Here is a 13809-nt window from a genome sequence, read left to right on the forward strand (position 1 = left end):
CTTATCCCGTTCTAACGGGCGGTAAACTTTCCAATTATATGAAAGTGAAAAGTTTACCGCACATAAGAACTTTAGCGATCATTAAGAAAGCACCATTAAGTAGTCAAATACACGCTGTGCTTTTTCTCCACCCATTCGTGCATGTTGAAGAAGAGAAATACCATGAGGGCCAGATGCACGTAATGCTTCTGGTTGTGCTACTAAAATAGCTTGTACAACTTCTAATTCTCCAAGCATAGCGGCCGCGAAAATATCCATTCGAGCACCCTTTTCTAATAAATAAAGAGCAATATCTTTACGCCCTACATGTGCCGCTGCTCCTAACGCACTTTCCCAATCTGATCCGCCCCAATTGTAAGAGGCATGAAGTAAACTTGGCGATTCAGCCAACAGTTCTTGTACTTTTTCTAAATCTCCGTGAGCTGCCATAACAAATTCCCTTACTAACTCAGTGGTAATACGTTCTTCTGTTCGCATCTTGCTCCTCCTTTTTTAGAAATTCGCTTCGGTGTAAAAAATGGCTTGTCGCTTCCTTGAAAAATATCTACATCTATGCCAAATACATGTTGAAACATTTCATGACATAACACTTCTTCTGGTATACCGTCATACTGAAGCTTCCCTCGCTTTAATACGAGTAAACGATCACTATATTGAGCCGCTTGGTTAATATCATGTAAAACCATTATAATTGTCATGCCAAATTCCTCGTTTAATCGTTTCACAAGTTCCATTACTTCCAACTGATGAACGATATCTAAAAAAGTTGTTGGCTCATCTAATAATAAGACGTTCGTACGTTGTGCTAGCGTCATTGCAATCCAAGCACGTTGTCTTTCCCCTCCTGATAAAGATTGTAAAAGACGATATTCATACCCTTCAAGATTTGTAACAGACAATGCCCAATCAACAATTTCTTCATCTTCTTTATTTAAGCGATCTCTCCATGATTTATGAGGGCCTCTTCCAAATTCAATTAATTCTTTCACTGTTAAATCTAATTGATGATCATGCATTTGTGGTAACATCGCTAATTGCTTCGCTACATCGGCACTTTTCATCGTATGAATACTTTTTCCATCTAAAACGATATCCCCTTCGCTTTGTTTAAGTAGTCTTGCTATTAAACGAAGCAAAGTAGATTTCCCAGATCCATTCGGTCCAATTAAACTAACGACCTCTCCAGCTTTAATATGTACATTCATATTTTGCATTTGAAATCTTTCAGGATGTGCGTAAAACACTTTATTAACGGAAATCACGCTGTTTCCCCCCTCTATGAATTAAATATAAGAAGAACGGACCGCCTAAGAAGGATAATAAAATACCGACAGGCAATTCAATTGGATCAAACCAACTTCGAGCTATCGCATCCGCGAAAACAAGTAATATCCCTCCACCAAGGCATGATAATGGCAGTAAATATTTATAGTCATTTCCAACTAATAAACGTAACATATGTGGTACAACAAGGCCGACAAATCCAATAAGACCAGAAACACTAACTGCTATTCCAGCTAATAATGTGCTTACTACTATTAAATAAAAACGGCTTCTCTCCACGTTATGACCTAATAATTTCGCCATTTCATCTCCAAGCATTAATACTCGAATATGCTTGATACCGAAGAAGGCCAATATAATAGCGAATATTGCATAATAAATAATCATGTTTAAATGTGCCCAACTTACACCGCCAATACCACCCGCTAACCACGGTAACACGGATTGTACTTTGTCACTATGTAATAACATTAATGCTGACGTCGCTGCACCTATTAATGCATTAATTGACACACCTACTAAGACAATTCTTGAAGGTGGTGCCCCTTTTTGCCATGATAAAGCATAAATGATCATCGCCGTTATGAAAGCTCCTAAAAACGCACCAAGTGGTAAAAACGCCATATGCTGAGGGAATAAAATCATAATTACAATTGCGACAAGGCCTGCTCCAGATGACACCCCGATAATACCAGGGTCTGCAAGAGGATTTCTCATCACTCCTTGCAGCAGTGCACCAGATGCAGCTAAACATGTTCCTACTATAAATCCAACGAGCACTCTCGGTATACGAAGGTCCCATACAATTCGATGAACTGTCGAACCCTCATCTTGTATCCCTGTTACAATATCTCGTAAAGAAAAGGATAGGCTTCCTGCGAAAAGACCGTAAAAAAGACATAAAACCGTTAATACAACTAAAGTAACTGCTATTCCCCCTCTTTTTTTCGCAAAAGGATGTTCCTTTTCCCTTACTACTTCACTACTTTCCATACTTATCATTTCCTTACATCTTGTATACTTTTATACATAAAGTCCATCGCTTCTGTAACTTTTGTTCCAGGATTTGATCCAAATAAGTCTGGTGGCAAAATAACTACGCGATTTTGTTTTACTGCATCTAAATTTTTCCACGCTTCATTTTTCATCATTTCGCCTTCAAATGCTTTTTTAACGCTATTTGGATCTCCATGTGTAATTAAATAAATTACATCAGGATTCGCTTCAATAATGCGTTCTACACTTAGCTGTGCATATTGCGGATATTCCTTCATTTCTGGAAAATCAGCTGCAATATTTTTCCCACCTGTTTTTTCTAAAATATCACCTGATAAAGAGGTTGGTAATGCTGCTAAATAAGTACCAGGTGCTCCATACACTAGCAATGCTTTCACATCACTCTTTTTCTCATATGTCTTCATTTGATTCGTAATTTTTTGGTTAAGTTCTTTCGCTTTATCTTCTTTCTTCATTATCGTTCCGTATAGTTCAATATTCTTTTGAATATCTTGTACAGAATTCGCAGAAGAAATCATTACTTTCGTTCCTTGCCCTTCAACCGTTGGAACATTCTTTTGGAACCCATTATTAGCAATAAGTACATCGGGCTTTAAGCTAGCAATTTGCTCAAAATTCGGCTGATGTGCATTCCCGATTACTTGTACTTTCTTTATATCCTCTGGAAGAGTTATTTTTGCATCCGGACGACCCACTATTTTTCCGCCTAAAGCATGAATAATATTCATGTCTCCCATACTTAATGTTGCAAAACTCTCTGGCACTTTATCGAATGTTACCTTTCTCCCTGACAGGTCGGTAACTTCTATTTTCTCTTTTCCTTTTTCTGTTTTTGTTGCCGCTGCTTTTTCGTCTCCTTTTGCACTGCAACCTATTAATAAGAAAAAAACAGATAAAATCGCTGTAAATAGCGTAATAGATTTTTTCATTCTTCCACCTCTAATTGATAATGATAATCATTAACTACTATTCTACTTTAATTGATAAGGATTATCATTGTCAATATAAAACACATACATTTTCTAGAAAAAAACAAAAAGCGTTACAAAAAAGATTCCTTCTTTTTGTAACGCACTATTTATCAATATTATTCGCATTCGTTTCCCTCTAACTTGTCTCGCATCACTTTCACACGCTGAAAGAAAAAGAAAGATAAACTTAAAAATATAACGATGCTCCCCATCATAACAAAAAATTGTATCGTTTCTTTTGCTCCAGTCGGAATCAATAAGCCAACCATTAACAATGTACTGACAGCGAGAAGAATTTGTCCGAACCGAGTATAATCTTCTATCTTTTCTTGTAATTCCTTCATTATATTCTCACTCCTCCATCTCACTGTATCATATTCTATTAAACTGAAAGACAAGTAAATACAGCCATTCTGGGAGATGTTTTCCAAAAGAAAAAGAGCCGCTTTATGGCGACTCTTTCATAATCATTACTCACCTTTATATGCTTTCATATAAATTTCTTTCAGCTCTGAAATGAGAGGTAATTTTGGGTTAGCTGTTGTACATTGATCTTCAAAAGCTCTTTCTGCCAATAATCCAACAACCTCTTCAAATTGGTCTTTAGCAACTCCTTGTCCTGCAATACTCATATTTATATTTAAACTTTTTCCGAGCTCAATAATTGCTTTGACAAGTGATTCCACACCTTCTGCAGTCGAACTTGCTGGAAGCCCGAGCATTCTCGCAATATGTGCATAGCGTTCATCGGCTACAAAGTGCTCATATTTTGGGAACAATGCGTGTTTTCTTGGCTTAATAGCATTATAGCGAACTACGTGCGGCATAAGAATTGCATTCGCACGCCCATGTGGAATATGAAATTCTGGTCCAATTTTATGTGCTAAGCTGTGATTAATACCTAGAAAGGCATTTGCAAATGCCATTCCTGCGATTGCAGAAGCATTGTGCATTTTTTCTCGTGCTTCTTCATCATTTCCATCTTTAAATGCTCTTGGTAAATATTTAAATACGAGATCAATGGCCTTTAATGCTAATCCATCTGTATAGTCATTCGCTAAAACAGACACATACGCCTCGATTGCATGCGTTAATACGTCCATGCCAGTGTCTGCTGTTACATGTGGTGGTACTGTCATTACAAATTGTGGATCAACAATTGCTACATCTGGCGTTAATTCATAATCCGCGAGTGGATACTTTATATTATTTTTCTTATCTGTAATAACCGCAAATGGTGTCACTTCTGATCCTGTTCCAGATGTTGTTGGAATGGCAACAAACTGCGCCTTACTTCCTAATTCCGGATATTTACATGTTCGTTTTCTTATATCTAAAAACTTCTGTTTAATTCCATAGAATGTTGTTTCTGGATGCTCATAGAAAAGCCACATCCCTTTCGCAGCATCCATCGCTGAACCACCACCAAGTGCGATAATTACATCTGGCTGAAAACTTCTCATCATTTCTGCACCTTTAAACACAGTTTCATCTGATGGATCCGGCTCAACCTCAAAGAAAACTTCAACTTTCACATCATTTACATGTTTACGTAAATAATGCGTGACCGTATCTACATATCCGTGCTCAACCATTCCTGGATCCGTTACAATAAATGCACGTGAAATGTTAGGCATATTTGCTAAATATGCTGTCGCATGTTTTTCAAAATAAATTTTTGGTGGTAATTTGAACCATTGCATATTCTTTTTTCTATTTGCCAACCTTTTTATATTTAATAAATGCGTCGCTGTTACGTTTTGAGAAATCGAGTTTTTCCCGTAGGAACCGCAGCCAAGCGTAAGTGATGGAATAAATCCATTATATATGTCACCGATTCCACCTTGTGATGAAGGGGCATTTACAATAAGGCGGCAAGCTTTCATACGTAATCCAAATTGCTTTTGCACTTCTTTATTTACAGAATGGATAACTGCTGAATGTCCTAAACCACCGAGGTTTAACATTTCTTCACAATATGTAAATCCTTCTTCTAATGAATTTGCTTTTACACAAGCTAATACTGGACTTAACTTCTCACGAGATAGTGGATATGCGGCTCCGATGCCTTGTATTTCAGCTACAAGCATTTTTGTATTTTTAGGTACAGTAATTCCAACTAATTTGGCAATATACTGTGCGGATTTCCCTACAATATCACTATTTACTGCACATGTATTTTCATTAATAACAAGCTTTTCTAATTTACTTCTCTCTTCCTCGGTTACAAAATAACAATCATTTGCAATCATTTCTGTTTTCACATCATCATAAATTTCCTTGTCTACAATAATTGCTTGTTCTGATGCGCAAATCATACCATTATCAAATGTTTTAGATAAAATCAAATCATTAACCGCTCGTTTTATATGCGCTGATTTCTCTATATAACATGGTACATTACCAGGACCTACACCTAGCGCTGGTTTTCCAGTAGAATAAGCTGATTTCACCATACCAGCCCCTCCAGTTGCCAAAACAAGCGCAACACCTTCATGGTTCATTAATTGTTTCGTTGCTTCGACAGAAGGCTTTTCAATCCACTGAATACAATATTTTGGTGCCCCCGCCTTCACCGCTGCATCGTATACTGTTTTCGCAGCTGCAATAGAACAGTTTTGTGCGGAAGGATGAAATGCGAAAATAATTGGATTTCTCGTTTTTATCGCAATTAATGCTTTAAACATTGTTGTCGATGTTGGATTCGTTACTGGTGTTACCCCAGCTACTACACCGACAGGCTCCGCAATTTCTATTATTTCTTCATGAGGATCTTCGTGAATAATCCCTACTGTTTTATCTTTCTTTATGCTATGCCAAATATATTCAGTAGCAAAAATATTTTTAATACATTTATCTTCGTATACACCACGACCTGTTTCTTCAACAGCCAACTTCGCAAGTGGCATATGTTGATCAACACCTGCTAATGCCATTTCATGAACAATGTTGTCAATTTGCTCTTGTGTAAAACTTTCTAATGCTTGTAAAGCCTTTCGACCGTTATTCACTAACGTATCAATCATCTCTTTTACTTCCTGCATTTCATTTACAATTTTCTCTTTGACTACCATGTAAATTCCTCCTATTCTGCTATCTTGGACTAAATAAGGCCCTATAGGTCATAATTAGTCCCGATTAGCGTAAAAAAATAGAATTGCTTTCCTACATGAACTTCATTGTTTGCGAAACATTTCACAAGTTTGTTCGTGAGTAACACTTCATGAATTCAATATACATGAAATCATTTTATTTGTGTATGTCTATTTTGTGAAATATTTCACAAAATAATGTAGTAAAAATGCACTGCCTATACTAGCAGTGCATCTTTACTACGCTAACGCTTGTGCTAAATCTTCAATTAAATCTTCTCCGTCTTCAATACCGACAGAAATTCGAATTAATGTATCTGTAATTCCTAATTCTTTGCGACGATCTGCTGGGATTGATGCATGCGTCATTTGAGAGGGGATAGAAATTAAACTTTCTACTGCTCCTAAACTTTCAGCCAGCGTAAAGTATTGTAATTTCTCAAGCACTTTATTTAATGTTTCTTCGCTATCTACATCAAATGAGATAATAGCACCAAATCCATTTGCTTGTTCTGTTGCCAGTTCATGGTTTTGATGTGACTCAAGGCCTGGGTAATATACTTTATTTACTTTTGGGTGGTTATTTAAAAACTCAGCAATTGCACGTGAATTCGTTTCATGCTCTTCCATTCGAATTCCTAATGTTTTTAAACCACGAAGTAGTAAGAAACTATCTTGCGGGCCAAGAATGCCGCCTGTTGAGTTTTGTACAAAGTGAAGGTCTTCTGCTAATTGCGGGCTATTTACAACTACTAGACCTGCAACTACGTCACTATGACCTCCTAAATATTTCGTTGCACTATGAAGTACAATGTCTCCTCCTAAAGAAATCGGCGACTGCCAATATGGCGTCATGAATGTGTTATCAATAATTGTTAATAAATCTTTCTCTTTAGCAAGAGTAGATATTTTTTTAATATCAGTAATTTTTAGTAACGGATTCGTTGGTGTTTCTACATAAATCGCTTTCGTATTTGGACGAATCGCTTCTTCAACTTCCTCTAAGTTTGTTGTATCTACAAATGTATGCTCAATACCGAAGCGGTTTAATACTTTCGTAATCACGCGGTACGTTCCGCCATACACATCATCTGTTAAAATAACGTGGTCACCTTTTGAGAACAACATAATCGTAGCTGTAATAGCCGCCATTCCTGAACCAAATGCGAAACCAGCATGGCCGTTTTCTAATACCGCAATCATTTCTTCTAAAGCTGCACGTGTTGGGTTTCCTGTACGTGAATATTCATATCCTTGATGCTTACCAACTGCTTCTTGTTTGTACGTACTCGTTTGATAAATCGGTACATTTACAGATCCAGTTGAAGGTTCTCCTATGCGAATACCATGAATTAACTTTGTCTTTGCTCTCATTTTTTATTCCCATCCTTTGTATATGTCTTTACTTAAATAGCGCTCACTACTATCAGGAAAAATCGTTACAATATTTGTACCTGGCGCCGCTTTCTCTGCTTCAAGTAAACTTGCATGAAATGCTGCTCCTGAAGAGCTCCCAACAAGAAGTCCTTCTTTTTGCGCTAATTCTTTCACTCGTAAAAATGCATTTCGATCAGAAATCGTATGAATTTCATCAAAATAAGATGTCTTCAAAAATGGCGGGATAAATTCCAGTCCAATTCCTTCGGTCTCATGTGAACCAGCCTTACCACCATTTAAAATAGATCCTTCTGGCTCTACGATAACTGTTTTAATATCTATATTTTTTTCTTTCAAGTAAGATGCAGTCCCCATAAACGTACCGCCAGTTCCTGCTCCAGCAACAAATATGTTAATCTCTCCATTCAATGCGTCCCACAGTTCAGGTCCTAATGTTTTAAAATATGCACGAGGATTCGCCTCATTTGCGAACTGACTTGGAGAGTATGAATTCGGTATTTCATTTACTAACTCTTTTGCTTTTGCAATTGCACCGGTCATTCCTTGCTCAGTCGGCGTATGCACAACCGTTGCGCCTAGTGCTTTCATTAATTCTTGTTTTTCAATGCTAAATTTCTCTGGTACACAAACGATAACGTGTAAATCATGTTGTAACGCTGCGAGTGCCAGTCCAATACCAGTATTTCCAGCTGTCGGTTCAATAATTGTTCCGCCCTCTGTAACAAGCCCTTTTTCTAGCGCATCTTCGATTAATTCTCTTCCTAATCGGTCCTTAACGCTTCCGCCTGGGTTATAAAATTCCAGCTTTGCAAATAAACGGACCCCTTCTGGAAGTGAAAAACGAGTAATTTCCACAATTGGTGTATGACCAATTAACTCATGAACTCCACGATATACATTCATCGTGTTCTCCCCCTTATTTGCCAATAAAGAAAAGGCAACTGTATGTATTTTCTTTATATGAGACAGTTGCCTTTTTGTTACATTACTTTAACTCTTCTAGTACTTTTACGATAAAGTTTGTAGAATGAAGAGCTGCTTGATCTAAAAATTGATCAAATGAAACATTTGATTCTTTACCAGCAATATCAGAAAGTGCACGAATGATAACAAACGGAACTTCATATTGGTGGCATACTTGTGCAACAGCTGCTGCTTCCATTTCTACTGCATAAAGGTTTTCAAATTTATCACGAATGGCTGCAACTCGGTTCGGATCACTCATAAATGAATCACCTGTTGCAATCATACCTTTTACAACTTGAATATTTTCTTCTGCCTGCATACATTTTTCAGCTAATGCAACTAATGCTTCATCAGCTTTAAATCCAGGCGGCATTCCTGGTACTTGCCCATACTCATAGTTAAATGCTGTTACATCTACATCATGGTGACGAACTTCTGTTGAAATAACGACATCCCCAACATTTAGAGAATGATGGAATCCACCAGCTGAACCAGTATTAATGACTTTTTCAGGCTTATATCTTTCTAATAAAATTGTCGTTGACATCGCTGCATTTACTTTACCAATACCAGACTTTAACAAGATTACTTCATGTCCTGCTAATTGTCCTTTCGTAAATTCACAACCCGCAACCGTTTCTGTTTCTGCTTGTTCTAATTTATCACGTAAAATACGTACTTCTTCTTCCATTGCTCCAATTACAGCAATTCTCAATCTAATCCCTCTTTCTATTGCTTAGTTGCCTCCATTACCCAAACGAAATGATTTAATCTCGTAAACGTTACATGGAAGCCATTGTTTTCAAAAATAGTCTGCATAATTGGAATACGTGTATAGTATTCTGTTTGCAAATCATTTGCTAACTCATGAAAACCTCTTTGTTTTGCTGCTTCAACAGTTTTATCATATGCATCTTGATCTGCAAATATCGTATCAGCAAACACTATTTTACCACCTTTGTTTAGCAATTGACTATACTTCGCAATCGCTACATTTTTTTCATCATCTGTTAAATGATGAAATGCATAGGTGCTTACTATGGTATCAATGGAATTCGGGACTTCAAACGAAAGAAAATCACCTTCTGTAATGGAAAACTCTTTTGGCAATTTCTCTTTTGCAATCATGCGCATTTCACGTGACGGTTCTATACCGTAAACTGTGCGGCCAGCAAGTAATAATTTATTTGTTAAATTACCTGTACCGACACCAAATTCTAATACGTTACCAAATGACTTGTTAACTACATCCTCTAGAATGTCCTCATAATGGGCGAAAACTTCTTTATATTGTATATCTTCGCCTTGTACAAATGAGTCGTACGTATGAGCCCACTCATCAAATAAACCATTAAATTCTGTACCCATAAAAATTCCCCTTTTTCTTATCGGTTTTATCAGTATGATATTCCCTCTTTCTAAAAATGTCAATTGAAATGTACATGGTATTTCCTTCTTTTCTTTGTTACACTATAGTTGATTACATAGGAGAGGGGCCGTCTTCATGTCATTTACCTTTGAAATGTTAGAAGATAAAGTAGAATTTTTTGAAGCGGGAGACTTAGCTTCTTTAGAACGAAAAATCAGTGAACAAATCGATAATAATAAAGCACTTATGCTTGAAGTTCATCACATCTCGCATCAAATGGTTATGGATCCTGAAAGTAAAAGACCATATTATAGCGCGGTTGTTCATTTTAAATTAAAGAAATTACGCTAACTAAAAAAGAGAAGCTCCTTAGGAGCTTCTCTTTTTTAGTTTAGAGTTTGAACAAGTACTGGTTTCCAGCCTTCATTGTCTACCCAATCAATATTTACATAATATCTTTTACCTGTTTGTTTATCTTGTACGTTACCGTAAGCTTTATTCTTACCGTTATTTCCGATTCGATGAATAATTAATTGCTCTACTGGAACGTCAATTGCAGCTGAAATCGCTTGATTCATCTCATTCCAATCTGCTGTACCTTTTTTAAACGTCATCGCAGGTGTTGCACCTTGCTCTGTGCCTACTGGCTTCCAAGAAGGTTTCGTATAAGCGTCAGTTGCCTTTGGCTGTGTTTTTTCAGCTGGTACTTTCTCGTTAGCTTTCGCTTCTTCTTCAGCTTTTTTCTGTTCTTCTTCAGCCTTTAGCTTCTCTTCTTCTTCTTTCTTCTTAGCCTCTGTTTTCTCTTGTTCATTCTTCTTCGTCTCTTCTTTGCCTTTAGCTTTCTCAGACTTATTCTCTTTCGTTGTTTGCTGAGCTACCTTTTTATCGCTAGAAGACGCTTGCTCTTTCGTGTCAGGAACAAACAATTGATATGCTACAATAGCTACTGCTACTAGTACAATAGCGATTGCAATATTTAAAACACCGTTTTGACGACGTTTTTGTTGTTTCTGTTGGAATCTAGATCCTCCTGCCATTCTTCAAACCTCCATGCAGTTTTTCATACTTGCTATTGTAACATTAAATCTAGAAAGGTTGAACATTTACAATAATATTTTCATGAAATGAAAACATTTTACTATAAATTGCAAGATTACTTTTCATTCTCTAATCGATAGATTGATTCTACGATAGATTTGAAAATAGGTGTAACTTTATTTACATCGCTATTCGTTTCTATATCCACGACAACTAAAGCATACCTTGGATTTTCATATGGAAAATAACCTGCAAACCATCGATTCTCTTTCGTTCCTTTTCCTGTTTGTGCTGTCCCAGATTTTCCAGCGACACTTAGTGGTAACGACTTGAATGCTGATCCTGTGCCTTTTTCCGTTGTTACAACGCTCCTTAATAACTGTTGTAATGTTTTCACTGTTTCATATGAAAGCTGTTTTCCACCTAATGTATGGTCTTCAAATGTATAAAAATCCGTTCCATTTTTATACATTATTTTTTCAACAGCTTTCACTTCCATCTTTTCTCCCCCTCTAGCAATCGTCGCCATCATATTTGCAATCGCTAGAGGTGACATACGTACATCTTTCTGTCCAATTGCTGTTTGCGCTACCGCTTTTTTACTATTCTTATTTCCTTCACTCCCCCAAATCGTAACACTTTTCTCCTCTGGCATTTGCTCAAAATGAGTTGTATGAAATACAGAACCTCTCCATCCAACCTTCTCAGCGCCTCCTAAAGCCGCTACATAAGTTTCTAACACCATCTTATCCTTTTGTATTAGCTCATTTCCTAACTCTGAGAATGTCCTGTTACAGCTTCTAGCAAAGCTCTCTTTAAAACTAAGTGTCCCCATCCTAACTTGTGGGTGATCTTCACCATATAAATCTTTATTACAATTAAATACGCGATTAAAAACATTTTCATTTTGATCAATCGCTGCCGCCGCAATTATTGTTTTAAAAACAGAACCGGGAAAGTGTGGTGTTAACATTTGATTTTCAAGTGTAGTTTTATATAAACTCTCATCTTTCACCTGTACAGATGGTTTGCTAACCATTGCTAAAATTTCATTTTTCTTTACATCAAGTAGCACTACTCCTCCCTTCTTAATCTCACTTGCTTCAACTACTTCTTCTGCTTTTTTCTGTAACTCGTTATGTAAAGTAGTTTGAATCGTCACTGGATAAAACGGATTTCCAGGCGATGTATATTTCGCTTGTTTTCCAAATATCGGTTCTCCTTGCCGATCCACTTGATACAATACTTTTGCCTCTCCATCGGTCAAAAGAAATTCATCAAATGATTGCTGCAATCCTGAAATGCCAATCGGTGTTTGTTTTGAAATTTTTCTAACTTCTCCGTATCGTTTTTGAAATTCTCGTTCATTCTCACCCACATTGCCAATTAAATGATTCATCACGCTAGTTTGCCGTAAACGAACTTCAGCTGCTACAATGCCTAATACATTTAATTGATTCACCTTCTCCATCTGCTCTCGTCCCAAGCGAAGTGGTTCATTTCCTCTTTGCAGGATAAATGCACTTTTCTTATGTTTCATTTGACTTTCAATCTCTTGTCTCGACATACCAATGATATGCGCAATTTTCTCCAACATGTCATTTTTTAATTGTAGAAATGGAAAAACAATTAAAACAGGATACTTTTTCTCACCTATCTCCTTACCATTACGATCTATAAAATGGCCGCGTCTATCATCTACTGTAATGGATTGCGTCCGTTGTGTAACACTTTTTTCAATTAAGTTAATCTTACGATCCGTAAATGATTCCGTATCTATAATTTGTATTTGAATTAAACGACAAAGCAACATAAACATGACACATATAAAACAAATTAAAACAATTGTAATTCTCTGTTTTATTTTCATAAAAAAAACACCTCGTCTACTATAGTTTGGACGGAGTGTTTCATTTTTTATACAAATAAAGTGAAACTTTAAGCAGCCCGACCCCCACCTAACTTCTTTACTTTCGCTGATTTTTGAGGTGGGGGTCTTACTGCCCGTTAATGCGGGATAAAAAAATCACTCGCTTTTACACGAGTGATTTTTAATTATTTTACAGAGATAATCTCTACTTGCATTTCTCCACCTGGAGTTTGGATTGCTACCTTTTCGCCAATTTGCTTACCTAATAAGCTTTTTGCGATTGGAGAATCGTTAGAAATTCTTCCTTCAAATGGATCTGCTTCTGCGCTACCTACGATTGTGTAAGCTTCTTCATCTCCATCTGGTAGTTCTTTAAATGTTACTGTTTTACCTAATGTAACAACTGTAGATTCTTCACCGTTATCTGTGATGATAACTGCGTTACGAATCATGTTTTCTAATTGTGTAATACGTCCTTCTACGAACGCTTGCTCATCTTTCGCTGCATCATACTCAGAGTTCTCAGAAAGATCTCCGAAGCTACGTGCAATCTTAATGCGCTCTACAACTTCTTTACGTTTTACCGTTTTTAAATCCTCAAGTTCGTTCTCTAGCTTTTGCTTACCCTCTTGCGTCATAGGGTATGTTTTTTCTGTTGCCATATTTTCCACTCCTTTTATATACCAATCCCCCGAAAAAAAGAGGAGTTCCATATGAAAACTCCCCCGCTTATATGTAAAGCGGAGGTTTCTAGCACGCCTGTACTAGCGGAGTTGTCACATACAACCCCGTATTCCCAATTCT

Annotated in this window: 14 protein-coding genes; 1 reads left to right on the plus strand and 13 read right to left on the minus strand. The window is 36.9% G+C overall.

Translation table 11 applies throughout. The features are described from left to right. Positions 1–81: 81 nt before the first annotated feature. The 10 genes from PDQ68_RS03735 to PDQ68_RS03780 all read right to left on the minus strand — a co-directional run bounded on the left by PDQ68_RS03735 (position 82) and on the right by PDQ68_RS03780 (position 10096). Positions 82–477, minus strand: coding sequence for an ankyrin repeat domain-containing protein (locus PDQ68_RS03735; protein WP_001258459.1), 396 nt, complete (start codon positions 475–477; stop codon positions 82–84). Further along, positions 444–1262, minus strand: coding sequence for an ABC transporter ATP-binding protein (locus tag PDQ68_RS03740; protein ID WP_016718515.1), 819 nt, complete (start codon positions 1260–1262; stop codon positions 444–446). The genes PDQ68_RS03735 and PDQ68_RS03740 overlap by 34 nt, the downstream gene beginning before the upstream one ends. Further along, positions 1249–2277 carry a FecCD family ABC transporter permease gene (locus PDQ68_RS03745; RefSeq protein WP_016718516.1) on the minus strand — a complete coding sequence of 343 codons (1029 nt, stop codon included), beginning with the start codon at positions 2275–2277 and terminating at the stop codon, positions 1249–1251. Before PDQ68_RS03745 ends, PDQ68_RS03740 begins: the two co-directional genes overlap by 14 nt. Positions 2278–2282: 5 nt before the next feature. Further along, positions 2283–3230, minus strand: coding sequence for a helical backbone metal receptor (locus PDQ68_RS03750; protein WP_000748489.1), 948 nt, complete (start codon positions 3228–3230; stop codon positions 2283–2285). Positions 3231–3388: 158 nt separating this feature from the next. Continuing rightward, on the minus strand, positions 3389–3616 hold the full coding sequence (locus PDQ68_RS03755; RefSeq protein WP_000661450.1) for a YrhC family protein: 228 nt from the start codon (positions 3614–3616) through the stop codon (positions 3389–3391). 126 nt (positions 3617–3742) lie between these two features. Next, positions 3743–6346: a bifunctional acetaldehyde-CoA/alcohol dehydrogenase gene (gene adhE / locus PDQ68_RS03760; RefSeq protein ID WP_000260443.1), complete on the minus strand. Its 2604-nt coding sequence runs from the start codon at positions 6344–6346 to the stop codon at positions 3743–3745. 258 nt (positions 6347–6604) lie between these two features. Further along, positions 6605–7738, minus strand: coding sequence for a bifunctional cystathionine gamma-lyase/homocysteine desulfhydrase (locus PDQ68_RS03765; protein ID WP_061184095.1), 1134 nt, complete (start codon positions 7736–7738; stop codon positions 6605–6607). A 3-nt stretch (positions 7739–7741) separates the two neighbouring features. Continuing rightward, a complete protein-coding gene (locus PDQ68_RS03770; RefSeq protein ID WP_001103854.1) occupies positions 7742–8665 on the minus strand; it encodes an O-acetylserine dependent cystathionine beta-synthase in 924 nt (307 codons plus the stop codon). An 82-nt stretch (positions 8666–8747) separates the two neighbouring features. Beyond that, positions 8748–9443 carry a 5'-methylthioadenosine/S-adenosylhomocysteine nucleosidase gene (gene mtnN, locus PDQ68_RS03775; protein ID WP_001217039.1) on the minus strand — a complete coding sequence of 232 codons (696 nt, stop codon included), beginning with the start codon at positions 9441–9443 and terminating at the stop codon, positions 8748–8750. A 14-nt stretch (positions 9444–9457) separates the two neighbouring features. Continuing rightward, a complete protein-coding gene (locus PDQ68_RS03780; protein WP_000536318.1) occupies positions 9458–10096 on the minus strand; it encodes a class I SAM-dependent methyltransferase in 639 nt (212 codons plus the stop codon). A 136-nt stretch (positions 10097–10232) separates the two neighbouring features. Between PDQ68_RS03780 and PDQ68_RS03785 the strand changes: the two genes are divergently transcribed. Next, positions 10233–10448 (plus strand): YrzA family protein, encoded by a 216-nt coding sequence (locus PDQ68_RS03785; protein ID WP_000010984.1) that lies wholly within the window; start codon positions 10233–10235, stop codon positions 10446–10448. Between the two features lie 35 nt (positions 10449–10483). On the opposite strand, the gene PDQ68_RS03790 is transcribed toward PDQ68_RS03785, so the two are convergent. From PDQ68_RS03790 to greA, 3 genes are all read right to left on the minus strand, one after another. Continuing rightward, the gene (locus PDQ68_RS03790; RefSeq protein WP_000897107.1) at positions 10484–11134 is read right to left on the minus strand and encodes a YrrS family protein; all 651 of its coding nucleotides are present in this window, start codon (positions 11132–11134) and stop codon (positions 10484–10486) included. A 116-nt stretch (positions 11135–11250) separates the two neighbouring features. After that, on the minus strand, positions 11251–13005 hold the full coding sequence (locus PDQ68_RS03795) for a peptidoglycan D,D-transpeptidase FtsI family protein (protein WP_061184096.1): 1755 nt from the start codon (positions 13003–13005) through the stop codon (positions 11251–11253). Between the two features lie 185 nt (positions 13006–13190). Further along, positions 13191–13667 (minus strand): transcription elongation factor GreA, encoded by a 477-nt coding sequence (greA, locus tag PDQ68_RS03800; protein WP_000179963.1) that lies wholly within the window; start codon positions 13665–13667, stop codon positions 13191–13193. Positions 13668–13809 lie beyond the last annotated feature (142 nt).

Origin of the sequence: Bacillus cereus group sp. Bc010 (assembly GCF_027716745.1) — a bacterium.
Classification (GTDB): Bacteria; Bacillota; Bacilli; order Bacillales; family Bacillaceae_G; genus Bacillus_A; species Bacillus_A pacificus.

Excerpts from the sequence above, each read along its gene's own strand:
- PDQ68_RS03755 (WP_000661450.1), bottom strand. The coding sequence starts at position 3,616 with ATGAAGGAATTACAAGAAAAGATAGAAGATTATACTCGGTTCGGACAA.
- greA (WP_000179963.1), bottom strand. The coding sequence starts at position 13,667 with ATGGCAACAGAAAAAACATACCCTATGACGCAAGAGGGTAAGCAAAAG.
- PDQ68_RS03745 (WP_016718516.1), bottom strand. The coding sequence starts at position 2,277 with ATGGAAAGTAGTGAAGTAGTAAGGGAAAAGGAACATCCTTTTGCGAAA.
- PDQ68_RS03750 (WP_000748489.1), bottom strand. The coding sequence starts at position 3,230 with ATGAAAAAATCTATTACGCTATTTACAGCGATTTTATCTGTTTTTTTC.
- PDQ68_RS03795 (WP_061184096.1), bottom strand. The coding sequence starts at position 13,005 with ATGAAAATAAAACAGAGAATTACAATTGTTTTAATTTGTTTTATATGT.
- PDQ68_RS03770 (WP_001103854.1), bottom strand. The coding sequence starts at position 8,665 with ATGAATGTATATCGTGGAGTTCATGAGTTAATTGGTCATACACCAATT.
- PDQ68_RS03735 (WP_001258459.1), bottom strand. The coding sequence starts at position 477 with ATGCGAACAGAAGAACGTATTACCACTGAGTTAGTAAGGGAATTTGTT.
- PDQ68_RS03785 (WP_000010984.1), top strand. The coding sequence starts at position 10,233 with ATGTCATTTACCTTTGAAATGTTAGAAGATAAAGTAGAATTTTTTGAA.
- PDQ68_RS03765 (WP_061184095.1), bottom strand. The coding sequence starts at position 7,738 with ATGAGAGCAAAGACAAAGTTAATTCATGGTATTCGCATAGGAGAACCT.
- adhE (WP_000260443.1), bottom strand. The coding sequence starts at position 6,346 with ATGGTAGTCAAAGAGAAAATTGTAAATGAAATGCAGGAAGTAAAAGAG.
- PDQ68_RS03780 (WP_000536318.1), bottom strand. The coding sequence starts at position 10,096 with ATGGGTACAGAATTTAATGGTTTATTTGATGAGTGGGCTCATACGTAC.
- PDQ68_RS03790 (WP_000897107.1), bottom strand. The coding sequence starts at position 11,134 with ATGGCAGGAGGATCTAGATTCCAACAGAAACAACAAAAACGTCGTCAA.